Origin of the sequence: Acinetobacter sp. 1000160, assembly GCF_000588715.1 — a bacterium.
GTDB classification, from domain to species: domain Bacteria; phylum Pseudomonadota; class Gammaproteobacteria; order Pseudomonadales; family Moraxellaceae; genus Acinetobacter; species Acinetobacter courvalinii.
Map to the genome: position 1 here is coordinate 260,211 of NZ_JFWP02000003.1, position 13,225 is coordinate 273,435.

At 41.5% G+C, this 13,225-nt stretch carries 14 protein-coding genes; 8 read left to right on the forward strand and 6 right to left on the reverse strand.

What is annotated here, in order from left to right; all coding sequences use genetic code 11:
- Positions 1-186 precede the first annotated feature (186 nt).
- A complete protein-coding gene (locus tag J699_RS11110) occupies positions 187-1,278 on the reverse strand; it encodes an AraC family transcriptional regulator (RefSeq protein WP_032867549.1) in 1,092 nt (363 codons plus the stop codon).
- A 62-nt stretch (positions 1,279-1,340) separates the two neighbouring features.
- On the opposite strand from J699_RS11110, the gene J699_RS11105 reads away from it, so the two are divergent.
- The 3 genes from J699_RS11105 to J699_RS11095 all read left to right on the forward strand — a co-directional run bounded on the left by J699_RS11105 (position 1,341) and on the right by J699_RS11095 (position 5,805).
- Positions 1,341-3,089, forward strand: a complete 1,749-nt coding sequence (locus tag J699_RS11105) for a neutral/alkaline non-lysosomal ceramidase N-terminal domain-containing protein (protein ID WP_032867547.1) — start codon at positions 1,341-1,343, stop codon at positions 3,087-3,089.
- Entirely contained in the window at positions 3,086-4,372 is a 1,287-nt protein-coding gene (locus tag J699_RS11100) for a D-arabinono-1,4-lactone oxidase (protein ID WP_032867544.1), read from the forward strand. The genes J699_RS11105 and J699_RS11100 overlap by 4 nt, the downstream gene beginning before the upstream one ends.
- A 269-nt stretch (positions 4,373-4,641) precedes the next feature.
- Complete coding sequence (locus J699_RS11095; protein WP_032867542.1) at positions 4,642-5,805, forward strand: alanine racemase; 1,164 nt, start codon at positions 4,642-4,644, stop codon at positions 5,803-5,805.
- A 63-nt stretch (positions 5,806-5,868) separates the two neighbouring features.
- Here J699_RS11095 and J699_RS11090 read toward each other — a convergent pair whose 3' ends face one another.
- The 3 genes from J699_RS11090 to J699_RS11080 all read right to left on the reverse strand — a co-directional run bounded on the left by J699_RS11090 (position 5,869) and on the right by J699_RS11080 (position 8,328).
- Complete coding sequence (locus tag J699_RS11090) at positions 5,869-6,237, reverse strand: hypothetical protein (RefSeq protein WP_032867540.1); 369 nt, start codon at positions 6,235-6,237, stop codon at positions 5,869-5,871.
- 145 nt (positions 6,238-6,382) lie between these two features.
- Positions 6,383-7,624 carry an OmpP1/FadL family transporter gene (locus J699_RS11085; RefSeq protein WP_032867538.1) on the reverse strand — a complete coding sequence of 414 codons (1,242 nt, stop codon included), beginning with the start codon at positions 7,622-7,624 and terminating at the stop codon, positions 6,383-6,385.
- A gap of 263 nt (positions 7,625-7,887) precedes the next feature.
- A complete protein-coding gene (locus J699_RS11080) occupies positions 7,888-8,328 on the reverse strand; it encodes a universal stress protein (RefSeq protein WP_032867536.1) in 441 nt (146 codons plus the stop codon).
- Between the two features lie 248 nt (positions 8,329-8,576).
- Between J699_RS11080 and J699_RS11075 the strand changes: the two genes are divergently transcribed.
- Together J699_RS11075 and J699_RS11070 are read left to right on the forward strand one after the other, a co-directional pair.
- A complete protein-coding gene (locus J699_RS11075) occupies positions 8,577-8,867 on the forward strand; it encodes a hypothetical protein (RefSeq protein WP_005284460.1) in 291 nt (96 codons plus the stop codon).
- A 107-nt stretch (positions 8,868-8,974) separates the two neighbouring features.
- Positions 8,975-9,466 carry a DUF2505 domain-containing protein gene (locus J699_RS11070; RefSeq protein WP_005229336.1) on the forward strand — a complete coding sequence of 164 codons (492 nt, stop codon included), beginning with the start codon at positions 8,975-8,977 and terminating at the stop codon, positions 9,464-9,466.
- Between the two features lie 49 nt (positions 9,467-9,515).
- Here J699_RS11070 and J699_RS11065 read toward each other — a convergent pair whose 3' ends face one another.
- Entirely contained in the window at positions 9,516-9,719 is a 204-nt protein-coding gene (locus J699_RS11065) for a hypothetical protein (RefSeq protein ID WP_032867533.1), read from the reverse strand.
- A 132-nt stretch (positions 9,720-9,851) separates the two neighbouring features.
- Between J699_RS11065 and def the strand changes: the two genes are divergently transcribed.
- The 3 genes from def to J699_RS11050 all read left to right on the forward strand — a co-directional run bounded on the left by def (position 9,852) and on the right by J699_RS11050 (position 12,380).
- The gene (def, locus tag J699_RS11060; RefSeq protein ID WP_032867531.1) at positions 9,852-10,337 is read left to right on the forward strand and encodes a peptide deformylase; all 486 of its coding nucleotides are present in this window, start codon (positions 9,852-9,854) and stop codon (positions 10,335-10,337) included.
- A gap of 144 nt (positions 10,338-10,481) precedes the next feature.
- Entirely contained in the window at positions 10,482-11,759 is a 1,278-nt protein-coding gene (locus J699_RS11055) for a glutaminase (RefSeq protein ID WP_032867529.1), read from the forward strand.
- A gap of 150 nt (positions 11,760-11,909) precedes the next feature.
- On the forward strand, positions 11,910-12,380 hold the full coding sequence (locus J699_RS11050) for a hypothetical protein (protein WP_005229340.1): 471 nt from the start codon (positions 11,910-11,912) through the stop codon (positions 12,378-12,380).
- A gap of 93 nt (positions 12,381-12,473) precedes the next feature.
- On the opposite strand, the gene J699_RS0218625 is transcribed toward J699_RS11050, so the two are convergent.
- Entirely contained in the window at positions 12,474-13,046 is a 573-nt protein-coding gene (locus J699_RS0218625; protein ID WP_032867525.1) for a hypothetical protein, read from the reverse strand.
- Positions 13,047-13,225 lie beyond the last annotated feature (179 nt).

Genomic DNA, 13,225 nt, shown 5'->3' on the forward strand with positions numbered 1-13,225 from the left:
CCAAAACCATTGTCATCCACAAAACCTGTTTACTTCCATCATCTTTTTAAATTAATCGCAGAAATGGCATTTGATTAATCTCACGCAGGTTGTGGATGACCTGTAGCACCAGTGATTCCTGAGAAAAGTTCTATATAAAATGGTAGATAGCAACAATTAATCCAAAATTTTCAAAGTGTTATTTAATTAAAAATGAGCCTCTTGTTTATAGATCGAAGGCGCTTGTCCGGTCCAGCGTTTAAAGGCACGTCGGAATTCACGTAATTCGCTAAAACCCAGTTGCAGGCTAATCTCACTCATCGACAGGTTCTGTTCAATCAGTTGCTTGGCCTTGCGTTCCAGTACATTCTGCCGGATTTGTTGAAAACTCAAGCCCTCTGCTAATAATTGCCGTCTTAAATGGCGTTCGCTGATCCGTAAATGTTCAGCAGCGTGTTGCATCTCAAAACGCTCAGGTAAATGCTGTTCAATCAAATGATCAAGTAAATGCACATAGCCAACCTGATTGAGTCGGTCGATTTCTTTTAGGGCTTGTTCACAGATCTGGATGGCAGTTGCATAGTTAGCGGGGCTGTAATTTTTTAAGCTGCGTTGCAACAGGCGGTGACTAAAACGCATGATATTTTTATCACGGTTAAACTGGATCGGGCAGCCAAACAGATCGTGATATTGTTGTTGATAGTCGCTTGGGAAATAGCTGAGTTCAAGGCTGATCACATCCTCATGATCACCCAGCATTGCATTTAAACAGGTAATGATACTGCTAAATAATTCATCATAGAAAAAGGCTTTGAGTGCATTGCAGGGATAGGGTTCAGTGACTTCCAGCTCACACAGATCAGCATGGATGGAAAAGTTGATATTCAAGACGCTGCCAGAAATCCGATGGTAGCGCAGCGCAATGTCCAAAGCATCTGCCACGGTTTTACACGATTGCATGGCAAAGCCCAAAATTCCCATCGAAATTAGACCTTCACTACTGCCAAGTTTTAAACCGAGGTCGGGTTGCTGATAGGTGGTTATGGCTTGCCGAATAACATCACAGAGTTGGGTAAAACGAACCACCCCTTGGGTTTGCCGTATTTGTGCAATGTCCAAACCTGAATCTTGAAACCATGCGGCATAATCCCACTGCTGTTGCTCTGCATAATGAATCAGGCTCGCCAGAATGGTGGGTAGAATAAACTGTTGTTGCTCATTTTTATCGCTGCTGTGTATAGACATAAGTCCGTTTAGCCCCCCAAAGAAAAGTGTCTTTAACCCTGTTGGGTATCGCATAATTTTGATTAACTTTCAACATGCTTTAAGACAGTTAGAAAAAGAATCGAAAGGAAGTCGTAATGTATCAGGTGGGTTGGGACAAGCAGAAAATCAAAATCACAGCGAAAGGCTATGCCATGTTTGGTTATGGGCAATGGTCACATCGGGCCTATGAGCAGCGTACAGCTTTATTTGCCAGAAGTGTCAGTATTGTCGATCAGCAGCACAACCGACTGTTGATCTGCTGTCTGGACGTAGGTTGTATTACCCATGCCATACGCAGCCAAACTGTAGCGCAACTTACACAAATTCTAGATTCGCAATTTGATGAAAATCAATTGGTCCTCATGGCAACCCATACCCATTCTGGTCCTGGCGGTTGTGGCTATGAAGCTTTATACAATATGCCGACCCCTGGTTTTGTACCTGAACATTTAAACGCAATAGTAGAGGCGATTGTACAGAGTATTCAAAATGCAATTGCATCTGAACAAGATACCGAGATTTTTTTAGCGACTCAGCATTTTCCAGAACAGACGCCTGTGGCGTGGAATCGTTCGATCAAAGCTTATAATCATAATCCTGAAGTTCAGCCATGTACCGAAGCTGAAACGCATTTAGCTTTGAATCGTGAAATGCAACTGATTGGTTTCTATCGGGAACAAAAACTACAGTCCTTTATTTCCTTATTCGGGGTACATGCAACCTGTTTGGGGAATGCCTTAAACGCCTATGATGGCGATAATAAAGGTTATGCAGCCGCATTTTCCGAGCAGGCTTTAACTGAGCAAGGGATTCAAAATCCAGTGACGATTTTTGCTCAGGCAACTGCAGGGGATGTATCACCGCATTTTCATGGCAAAGACCAACTCAAGATTCGCAATAAGATCAAAGGCGAGCAGGAATATCAGTACGCGCAACAAAATGGTCGTTATCAAAGTGAATTGGCTCTGAATGGCTTACAGCAGAATATCCCTAAAAATTTGCAAAAAGTTGAAGGCAAGATCGATGCTGTTTTGTCCTATGTCGATCTGAGTAATATTGAAATTCCAGATGAGTTCGCAGCGGGGCAAAAGTATGCCAAGACCAGTCAGCCTTGTCATGGCACCGCATTTTTTGCAGGCACACCTGTCGATGGTTTAGGCGCACCCAAACCCTTAATTATGGGGATGCAGTTTTTAGCCGATCAATTTCGCAAACAGAAAACCAGGCATTCCAATGCAGCTGATTTTGTAGTGTATCAGCAACTGTATGCCTCTCAAGGGCCGAAACAGATTGTACTGGAAGCGGGTGCCAAAAAGATTTTAGGTCAACCGATTGGTTTTCCGCCCGGTATTCTTGATCCGTTGATTGCAGAAATGAATCGACAAGTGAAAGCAGGAGCGATTCAGCACAGCCCTTTAGTTCCCAGTGTAGTTCCATTACAGATCGTGCGATTAGGTCAATTGGCTTTGATTTGCTGTCCAGGAGAATTTACCACTATCGCAGGACAGCGTGTGGTTGATACGGTTAAACAGACGCTTGCCGCACAGGCTTCAATTGAAAGCGTCTGGTTAGCATCCTACTGCAATGATTATATGGGCTATGTCACCACCTATGAAGAATACCAGGTGCAAGCCTATGAAGGGGGACACACCTTATTTGGTCAATGGACACTGGCTGCCTGTCAGAGCAAATTCAGAGCATTAGCAGAACAATTAGGATTAGAAAAAAACAAACGTCATTACGATGAAATGACAAGACCACAACCGATTCCAGTGCAGGAACTCGCAAAACGCAGCAATCATGGCAATGTAAAAACTGCCGTTAGCCAAGGAGAGGCAGTATGAGTAATCTAAAACAAGGCATCTGGACGAACTGGTCAGGTTTCCAAAAGTCTATGCCGCAACAGATTTTACAACCAGCCAATGTGCAAGAGTTACAGTCGATTGTTAAATCACAGCAAAAAATACGGGTAGTCGGTGCAGGACATTCTTTTACGCCGTTGGTGTGTACCGATGCCACCTTGTTGTCTCTGGATCATATTGCAGGCATTGCATCGACGGATCTTGACCGATGCCAGAGCAGTATTTATGCAGGGACCCGTTTATATGATCTAGATCAGCACTTACAGCAGCACTCGATTAATCAGGCCTTGATGAATCAGGGCGATATTGATCAGCAAAGTCTGGCAGGTGCGGTTTCTACAGGGACACATGGCACAGGTGCAGATTTACATTGTATTTCGGCCTATGTTGAAGCTTTTGAGCTATTGACGGCTTCTGGTGAAATCCTGCAATGCAGTCGAACAGAGCATCCTGAAATCTTTGCCGCAGGACGGGTGTCTTTGGGGAGTTTGGGTATCCTGACTCAGATCACCATGCAAAATCGGCCGCGTTATAAACTGAAAGAGCATATTCAATTGTGTCCAGTAGAAGACATGATGCAGCATATTCAGCAATGGAAGCAGCAGCATCGACATATCGAGTGCTTTGTGTTTTCCCATGAAAAGCAGTTGATGCTGAAAACCTTGGATGAGACCGATGAAGCGGTTTTGCCGCGTAAGGAAAATTTCCCGTCTGACGATACGCTGCTGACCCTTTGTTCCGAGTTAACCAGAAGCTTTCCTGCACTGAATCCGTATTTACAGAAGTTATTAGGTATTTTTGTTAAACCGACCACCTATGTGGATTGGTCGAGTAAAATCTTTCCGACACCGCGTAATACCAAGTTCAATGAAATGGAATATCAGATTCCTGTAGATCGTGGAGTTGAATGTCTGGATGAAATACTGCATGCCTTAAGAAAGTATAAAGTGGCCACCTTTTTTCCACTCGAATTTCGCTTTGTGAAGGGGGATGATATCTGGCTCAGTCCGTTTTATCAGCAAGATTCCATTTCAATTTCAGTGCATCAATATCACAAACAAGATCCGAAGTTAATTTTTGAGGTAGTTGAGCCGATTTTGCAGAAATATCGGGGTCGTCCGCATTGGGGGAAAATGCATACCCTGAAAACGACTCAATTACGGACTTTATATCCAAAGTGGGATGATTTTATGGCGTTGCGTCAGCAGCTGGACCCAGAAGCTAAGTTTTTAAATCCTTATCTGGAAAAGCTGTTTTTAGGTTAGTTCTAACTTGGGTTGGACTTAAATGTTTATTGAATTTATTGAAAAATAATTAACTTTACGGAGTCTTACCGAGTTTTTATCTATTTTAAGATAAGCCTGCGGCTTGCCTTACTTTGGTTTCGCCCTAAGCAGCGTTTCAAGCCTCGTAAGATGTATTTTTCTTGCGCTTTGCCAAAGCTTTAGTCGCTTTGGCTTGCTCAGGTTGTAGATAACATTCCCTCATATCGGATGGTTTTATAGAATCACGATTAAATAAAAAAGGTATAGCCATGTTGGATCATTATTTTAAACAACTCAATCTGGACCTGAAAAAACAGGGGATTGCGACTCCACAACTGATTGTCGATGAAGCCGCGTTAAAACAAAATATCCAGCATGTTCAGATTCGCCTTGCTCACGCCAAACATTTAAAAGCACGCCTGGTGGTGAAGTCATTAGCCAGTCTGGATTTACTCAAGTTGTTATCTGCCCAGATCAACACCCAGCGTTTTATGGTATTTCATCAACCGCATATTATTTCGATATTAGAAAATTTTGCCGAAGCCGATATTTTGTTGGGCAAACCGATGCCGGCTCAAGCGGTACGCCATTTTTTTCAACAACATGCAGCATGGTCGAATGCCAATATTCAGTGGCTGGTGGACACCCAGCAACGTGTGCAGCAATATCTTGAGATTGCCCAGACCTATTCGCGCTGTCTAAAGCTGAATATCGAGATTGATGTCGGTTTACATCGTGGCGGAGTTCAGTCGACCCAACAACTGATCGAAATCTTAAAGCTGATTGAGCGAAATCCACAGTATTTAAAACTTTCTGGCTTGATGGGCTATGATGCGCATGTCACCAAAATCCCTGCCATCATTAAAAAACCTGAACTGGCTTATCATAGCTCCCAACAGACTTATGCGCATTATCAGCAGCTGATTAAAAAACAGTTCCCAACCTTGTGGAATGAGGCGTTGTGTTTTAATGGCGGTGGCAGTCCAACCTTTAGCTTGCATACCACTGCAAGTGTCTGCAATGACTTGTCTTTTGGTTCAATGTTGTTAAAACCAAGTGATTTTGATAGTGATTTTTTACAGGCATTGCAACCTGCATTATGGATCGCTGCACCTGTGCTTAAGGTATTGCCATTTACCCAACTGCCTTCGATGTCGTTACTGGATAAATTGCCGCATAAATGCAAGGCGCTGTTTATTTATGGCGGCTACTGGCTGGCTGATTATGTTTATCCTAATCAGTGTCATACCCATGCCTTATATGGGCGCAGCAGTAATCAGGAGCTGGTCAATGTACCGAAGAATTGTGATATTCAGGTCGATGATTTTGTGTTTTTAAGACCCACACAGAGTGAGGCGATTATTCCTCAATTTTCCGAGTTAAAACTGTATCGCACACATGCTTTTGAGACATGGCAAACTTTTAGTGAGTGACCATGAGTCACCAAGCTTTGCTCATCAATATTTGAGCTAAAAGCTTGCCGTGTACCCTGAATTTTAAAACAAATCGGCCAAATGACAGCTTTTTGCTTCAGTCAGGTTTTCAATGGAATCGACCAATAGAATATTGATATCTTTTTCACTTTTATACGCCGCGATCACTTCTGCATAAATCGGTTGTTTTAGTTTGGTGGCGTTGGAGAGAAAATCTGATACCGCCTTTTGCTTAGACCAGTCGGCATCTTGTAACACATATTCATTTTGCGCGATATCGCATCGCGTTAACATGGCCTTGTTATTCTGAATAGTTAAGGTACCCATAAAAATATCCATGCTCTCTTTGGGATCAGGCGAATTGGCAAAAGTTGTGAAAGGAAAAACTAAGCCAGATATAAATGTTGCAAAGACAACAGCGATTTTTTTCATTGGATTTTCCTGAAGATGACATTCATTATTAAAATAATACTTTGAGATTTTAATCTCATAGGTGGATTGAATGCCAGAAAATAGCCAAGTAAGCCCAGGAATTAAATCGGATCATGCGCCTACTTGGCTGGATAAGACTGAATGACTAAAAGCGATAACCCATCTTCAAACCATAGCCAATGGCGCTGTTATCTTTAAAATCGGCTTGTTCAGCAACCGGTTTGATTCCCGGTACAGGAATGTAATAGGTACCGTCTTCGGCCACCACATCGCCTAACCAGAAGTATTTAACGCCTGCGGCAATAAAGTAGTTCGGGGCAGGATTAAACTGGGCACCTAAGCCAATCCCCCAAGAGCCTTTGGTGGGGTTCAAGGTGGAGGCCGGATCGCCTGTACCCGAGTCCCAACTGACTTCTGTGGAGGCACTCCATTTTTCAGTAAATTGATGTCCGAGTCCGAGATTGACCGTCCATTGATCTTTTTGGTAGCTATCCAGATCAAAACCACCGCTATAGCTGCCTTCGCTGATCAAGTCAGTCAGGTATTCGGTGACTGCGCCAAACTGGGTCGGGCGGATGTGAAAATCTTTCCAGTTGACCCAACGTAGATTGCTATAGAGCAATGTGTCTTTATACACACCCGTCTGAAAATCAATATTCACGGACTGTGGTGTGCTAATTTTAGTCTTGCCCGGTGTGGTGACTTCCAGAGGTTCACCAAACATGGTTTCAGTCACCTGCATATCGTGGTCGATCTTGGAGCGATAGGTCACTGCGGCTTTTAAGGCAATATCCGGGATCTGATAACTCAACCCTGCCAGCCAGCCCACCGCGTGATCCTGTTTAAATTTGGCATCATAACCATTAAAGGCTTCACTGTATGAGTTACCACGCAGCGCGACATTACCTTTGACCGATTGATAGACAGCACCGCCATAGAGTTGAAAGTTGCTAAATGGACTGACACCCAAAAGCATGCTAATGCTTTCAGTATCAACATTGACCGATGTGCCTTGATGGGTGAATTCATTGTCCGAGAAGGTATTATTGGACTGCATCGGATAAGTAATGTCCGCACCAAAAGGCTGGTCATAGAGCAAGCCAAAGCTGATCCGGTCGGTCAGTTGCAGCTTCAGCGCAGCAGCATAATATTGAAAGCTGTTGCCCATATTGCCTGAGTTCAGGTTTTGCGGATCATTGACCAGTTCAGGACGATTACGGATTTTTCCTGAAATATCAGGATCGACTGCTGTGGCACTAACCTCGACATAATTGCCATTTTCCAGAAAGGGTAAAATAGATTGGCCGGATTGATCCAGTGCCGCAGCATGATTGAGGGTGGCGGCAAATAGGCTACAGATGCCGATTAAAATTGGATTGCGTTTCATAGAGATCATCCTTGGAAAACCGTGTCTTATTTTTAGCGCTGATATTTTTATTAACGGTCATTTTTTCTATTAGCAGTAAATTGATTTCACTCAATATTTTTAAATAGAAAAGCAATGTCCATGCTTGTAGTGAAGCATTTTTTCAAGAGCGGGAATAGGGTTGTAAATGTTCAGGATGGGGGGCTAAGCGGTCAATTTTTCTTTATTTTGATAAGAAAAAAACCTTGTGATCGGGCACAAGGTTTATGAAGCAAATGGGGGGATTATTGCTTGACGATGAGTACCGGAATATGTGATTCAGTTAAAACTGCACGGGCCACACTACCGAGCAATAAACGTTTGACGCCTGTACGTCCATGTGAGCCCATCACAATCAGGTCGGCACCGACTTCGTCGGCAACAAAAATAATGCCTTCACTGGCGGAACCATGATGGATTTTGGTCTCGACCTGAATACCGTCTCGCACAAAGGACTGGGCAATATCCTGCAACTGGGTTTTAGCGTGTGCTTCAGCCTGCATAAAATAATCGGTTACTGCAGGGGCCAACTGGTAAAAATCAACGCCTACAAAAGGGTCAACCACAACCACACTCAGAACGGTCACTTTTGCTCCGGATAGTTTGGCTAAAGATAATGCATGTTGAACCCCTGCATAAGAAATTGGAGAATCGTCGACCGGGACTAATATATTTTGATAGGACATCTTATAGTGCTCCTTTATGGTTATAAAAAATGATAAAGCATAAGATGTTGATAACATATTGAGCTGGCGCGAGCAAATCAGTACAGACTGAATCTGTATGATAAAACTGAAAATAATCTACAAAAACAGCAGAATCCTCCGCAAAATAGAGCGATAAGAAAATCTCTGTATTTTTGTAAGTCAGCTTAAGATGAACCTGAGTGCCAGCGACAACCTTTCAACTGTATTTGAATGAATAAGGAATTTTTGTGTTATTGAGTCTAGAGGCATTTAAGCAACAAAAATTTGACCAGATGGCTGCGAAAATCATGGCTGATCCAGACGTGTACCTGGATTTTGATTCGGTTTCAGATTTTTATAAAGCGGCATGGTTAAATGAGTTTCCGCAAGGCACCACATGGTCAGCCACGGGGCTAGATGACGGGGCCGAACAATTTTATGCAGTGATCGAATATGGAGATCATTATCTGTATATCAGCCGAATGGAACGTGTTACGGTCAAGTTAGGCATACGTCATCATTACAATAAAAATAACTAATCCGAGCAGTCATCTGTTTTTAACGGCTCAGACTTTGAGATATTGCCTTGAATGTTATACTTTTGCGCAATGATGAAATCCTAATAAAACAAAATGGACATTTAAAAATGGCACATCAATTTACGGTGAATGAAACAATTCATGGTGTTTCAATTGAGGACTTTTCTAGACTGGTAGCAGATACATCATTGCATGAAGCGGTGTGTAAACGTATTCCTGGGGAAAACCTGGAAATTATTGAATCGGCGGTAAATGGCGATATTTATACCTTGCGCCGTGAATATAATCTGGATGTGAATATTCCTGATGTGGCAAAAAAATTATTAAAAAATGCATTCCGTTTAAAACGTGCTGATGTGACCCATTTAAAGAACTTAACTTCTACGGTTGAACTGGGCGCAAACCTGCCTTTGGAAGCCAAAGGTGAACGTAGCGTGACTGGCGACAGTGAAAAAGTGAATATCTCTTTAACATGGACGGTTAAAGTCAAAGTGCCATTGATTGGTGGCATGTTAGAGAAGCATGCGGAGGGTGAAATCCGTAAATTCAGCAATCTTGAAATCGAGATTGTTGCTGATGAATTAAAGAAACATCTTTAATTTTTTTCAATGAATAGAAGACTCTCCAATCGGGGAGTTTTTTATTTTTTTAGAAGCGCAGAAAATAGGGAATAACCGAAATGATGATCCCCATGATGCTGATCAGCGCCGTACTTTCAATCAAGTAGGTGAAAAACATCAGGACCAGACCACAGACCAAAGGCACGGTCATCTTCTGCTTTTTGCCATACAAAAAATAGCCTAAGCCAATCGAGCTAAAGATCACACCTAAAAACAGTTGCGTTGCATTCATTGGGATTTGCCCGTGTTATTTTTTTCGCAAATATATTATGACAAGATTCTTAAATGAAAATTATGGTAACTCGATAAAATATCCAATACGATAATATCCACTATTTGGTCAAAACAATTATAAGGGCGTGGGATGAGCGTAATTCTACCTGTAGCACAACGTGGTGAAGAGATTTTAAAAATTAAAGCGGCGGCAGTCGCGAACGGGGAATTCAATAGTGAATGGTTATTGCAACTGGCGTCTGCCATGCATGCGACCATGCTGGAACGCAATGGTGTCGGTATTGCAGCACCTCAAGTCTATATTTCTAAAAGATTAATTATTGTGGCCTCACGCCCGAATCCACGTTATCCCGATGCACCTGAAATGGATGCGGTGGTGATGGTCAATCCCGAAATTTTAGCCTTTTCTGAAACCACCTGTTTCGGGGAAGAAGGCTGTCTAAGCGTGCCGAATGAACGGGGACAGGTCGAACGGGCACAAGCGATCAAGGTCCGTTATTACACCTTACAGGGTGAAGTGATTGAAACCGCGTTTGAAGATTTTCCTGCCCGCATTGTGCAGCATGAGGTTGATCACCTAAACGGGATTTTATTTGTTGAAAGAATAAATGAGTAGCTATAACTGGTAGCAAGCGGATTGTAGTTGCAGCAATCCCGCCAGAGCTAAAATCATTACAAAAGCTATAATTTCAATATTATCAGTGTTCTGTATTATAAATTTTCACTAGATTAAAATTCGACTGTTGTAAGGCGACTGAACATGAAAACTCCGCTTCCTGATTATTTGGCTCATGTGATTGAAGCCTGCGATACAGATAACAGCGGACATCTCGCCGATTATATTCCTGAACTGGCCAATGCAAATCCAGACCGTCTGGCGCTGGCATTATCGACTGGCGATGGTGAAATCTACTCCGTAGGAGACGATGAGATTGAGTTCACCATTCAATCGATGTCTAAACCATTTACCTATGCCTATGTGTTGCAACAGTTGGGTATTGATGCCGTATTAGAAAAAGTCGGGGTTGAACCTTCAGGTGAAGCCTTTAATGAAATTTCATTGGGAAAAGATCGCCGTCCCAAGAATCCGATGATTAATTCGGGTGCCATCACCACACATTCCTTGATTCCAGGCAAAGACGACTTGTCAGGTGCAGAAATTTTACGTCAGTTTATGAGTGAGCTGGCAGGACGTGAACTACAATTTGATGATGCGGTATATGAATCAGAAGTAAAAACCGCTTATCGCAATCTTTCGATCGGTTATATGTTGCGAACTGTAGGAATTTTGGAGTCCGATCCTGTTGATATTGTGAATGGCTATATCCGTCAATGCGCGATCTTGGTGACGGTCAAAGATCTGGTACGGATGGGCAGTGTTTTTGCCAATGGTGGAGTTGATCCTAAAACTGGAAAGCGGTTATTGAATCGAGCTGTGGTACGCCAAGTCCTAAGCGTGATGATGAGCTGTGGGATGTACGATGCAGCGGGGGACTGGCTCACGACGGTTGGTATACCGGCTAAAAGTGGTGTCGCAGGTGGAATCTTGGGTGTGTTGCCGGGTCAGGTCAGCATAGCGGCTTTTTCTCCTCGACTCGATGAGCATGGCAATAGTGTACGCGGCATTGATATCATGGAAAGACTCTCTCGTGATATGGGGCTGCATTTGATGGAAGGCACACCTTCCGCACAAACCATTGTGCAGAGTCATTATCGGACTGGAAAAGATGCTTCTTTGAGTGTCTACGTACTGCGTGGTGTATTGAAATTTACTGAAGCCGAAATGTTGTTACGGACTTTGCAATGTGAGCCAGATGATAACAGTAGTATCGTGATTGATTTATCCCAGATTTCCCTCATTCATGATGTCGGAAAAAGGATGTTTTTAGAAGGCATTGATCGCTTGATAGATGATGGTCATAGTTTGCTGTTGGTTGATCCTGAGCAGCGTTTGGATAACGCGCGAACGCATAAAGATCGGGTGTTGCATGTTTATCAGAATCTTGAGGATTTGATTGAGAAGCATAAAGAGCTATAAGAGTGGAGGGTCTATATTAAAATGATATAGATTCTAAATAGCGTTTATATATTATGCTAAATATCGTTGGATGGATTTTCTTTTATGGGGGGAGAATTTAATTTAAATTGTATTTATAATGAACCGATTAGTTTTTGAAGAATATCTAAAATGAAAAATAAAATCTTTAGTTTAGCTTTGATGTGTGTGATTTCCTCTCCACTCCTTGCTGCTCCATTTGTGCAACCTGTCATTCAGGGCAAAACTTATAGTAATGGGGAAGTACCGATACGTTCCTTAGGTAAACCGAAAAGCATTATTAAAGGTAAACCAGATGAATGTAATGGAGGTAATTTTCCTGATGAATATGATTATGGCAGTTTTAAGCTTTTAGACACGGGTGTTATTAAAGAGGTTTATTTAAGTCAGAACAATGGGCTGCTGTTCCACGGACAAAAAATTCGTGGTGGGATAGATCAGAAGAGTTTTATGCAACAGTTTAAAAAATATGAATTGTGGGGAGACTCTGAAAACAAGAATATTGTTTATAGTGGGCTTGCCGAGAGTGGGAATGATTCAATAGAGTTCATCTTTAAAAATGGAAAACTTCTAAAATATAAATTGTTCTTTGATGATTGTTAATTTTTGAGAATGGCGAGTTAAAAGATCAACTAAAGGCTAAAATATAAGTGTTTTAGCCAATTTTAAAAGTATTTTAGGAACTACAGAAACAATTCAAACTGAGTCGAGTCTTTTTAAAATAGATTTATAAATATGACCCCAAAGGATTATAAACAAACCTCCACAAGTGAAAGCTAAGAAGATAGCTATCGTTACATAAGAGGTTTTACTATTCGCTTCATATATTTCCAAGAGCTGGTGATCTTTCAATGTATGTTGAAATTGCCTTTTGGCAACGGAATCCACCCAAACCATATTTTTAATTATAAATTTATCGTTTATTTTTATAATATCTGCTGTTTTTATTTGGTGGTTTAAAGCTTTATCGAGATCATGCGTACAGATAGTTTCCAAATAGTTTGAGCAGTCAAAAAGATAGATTCTTTTTTGATTTTCAATGATGAATATCGTATCTGACTTATTAAATTTTTTAATCCTGAATTCATAAGTCATGTGCTTATCTGTTTCCAGATGCTGATACGGTATTGGTTTAATTATCTTCGTTGGTGAGAGCAGTTTGTGAATGCTCAGGGCTATTATAAAAAGAAAAAATGCTGTAAAGATTAAAGCAAGAGTAGTCGCTAACTTATTTTTATGTTCTTGATTTAGTTTGAAATCTTTGATCATTTAAAGCTGGATATAGACGAATTTTATGAATATCAAATTTTACTACAATTCCTCAAATTTAAAAAATTAAGCTGGCGATTTTTAATGGTTAAATCTATTTAGAAACTGATATCCTAGCTATATAACTTCTATAATATTTAATTATAAGTAATAAAAAATCCCCTTGATCGAGGGGATTT

What these genes read in the sequence shown, in the direction of transcription:
- J699_RS11110 (WP_032867549.1), bottom strand. Translation starts at nt 1,278, where the DNA reads ATGCGATACCCAACAGGGTTAAAGACACTTTTCTTTGGGGGGCTAAAC.
- J699_RS11105 (WP_032867547.1), top strand. Translation starts at nt 1,341, where the DNA reads ATGTATCAGGTGGGTTGGGACAAGCAGAAAATCAAAATCACAGCGAAA.
- J699_RS11100 (WP_032867544.1), top strand. Translation starts at nt 3,086, where the DNA reads ATGAGTAATCTAAAACAAGGCATCTGGACGAACTGGTCAGGTTTCCAA.
- J699_RS11095 (WP_032867542.1), top strand. Translation starts at nt 4,642, where the DNA reads ATGTTGGATCATTATTTTAAACAACTCAATCTGGACCTGAAAAAACAG.
- J699_RS11090 (WP_032867540.1), bottom strand. Translation starts at nt 6,237, where the DNA reads ATGAAAAAAATCGCTGTTGTCTTTGCAACATTTATATCTGGCTTAGTT.
- J699_RS11085 (WP_032867538.1), bottom strand. Translation starts at nt 7,624, where the DNA reads ATGAAACGCAATCCAATTTTAATCGGCATCTGTAGCCTATTTGCCGCC.
- J699_RS11080 (WP_032867536.1), bottom strand. Translation starts at nt 8,328, where the DNA reads ATGTCCTATCAAAATATATTAGTCCCGGTCGACGATTCTCCAATTTCT.
- J699_RS11070 (WP_005229336.1), top strand. Translation starts at nt 8,975, where the DNA reads ATGGCACATCAATTTACGGTGAATGAAACAATTCATGGTGTTTCAATT.
- J699_RS11065 (WP_032867533.1), bottom strand. Translation starts at nt 9,719, where the DNA reads ATGAATGCAACGCAACTGTTTTTAGGTGTGATCTTTAGCTCGATTGGC.
- def (WP_032867531.1), top strand. Translation starts at nt 9,852, where the DNA reads ATGAGCGTAATTCTACCTGTAGCACAACGTGGTGAAGAGATTTTAAAA.
- J699_RS11055 (WP_032867529.1), top strand. Translation starts at nt 10,482, where the DNA reads ATGAAAACTCCGCTTCCTGATTATTTGGCTCATGTGATTGAAGCCTGC.
- J699_RS11050 (WP_005229340.1), top strand. Translation starts at nt 11,910, where the DNA reads ATGAAAAATAAAATCTTTAGTTTAGCTTTGATGTGTGTGATTTCCTCT.
- J699_RS0218625 (WP_032867525.1), bottom strand. Translation starts at nt 13,046, where the DNA reads ATGATCAAAGATTTCAAACTAAATCAAGAACATAAAAATAAGTTAGCG.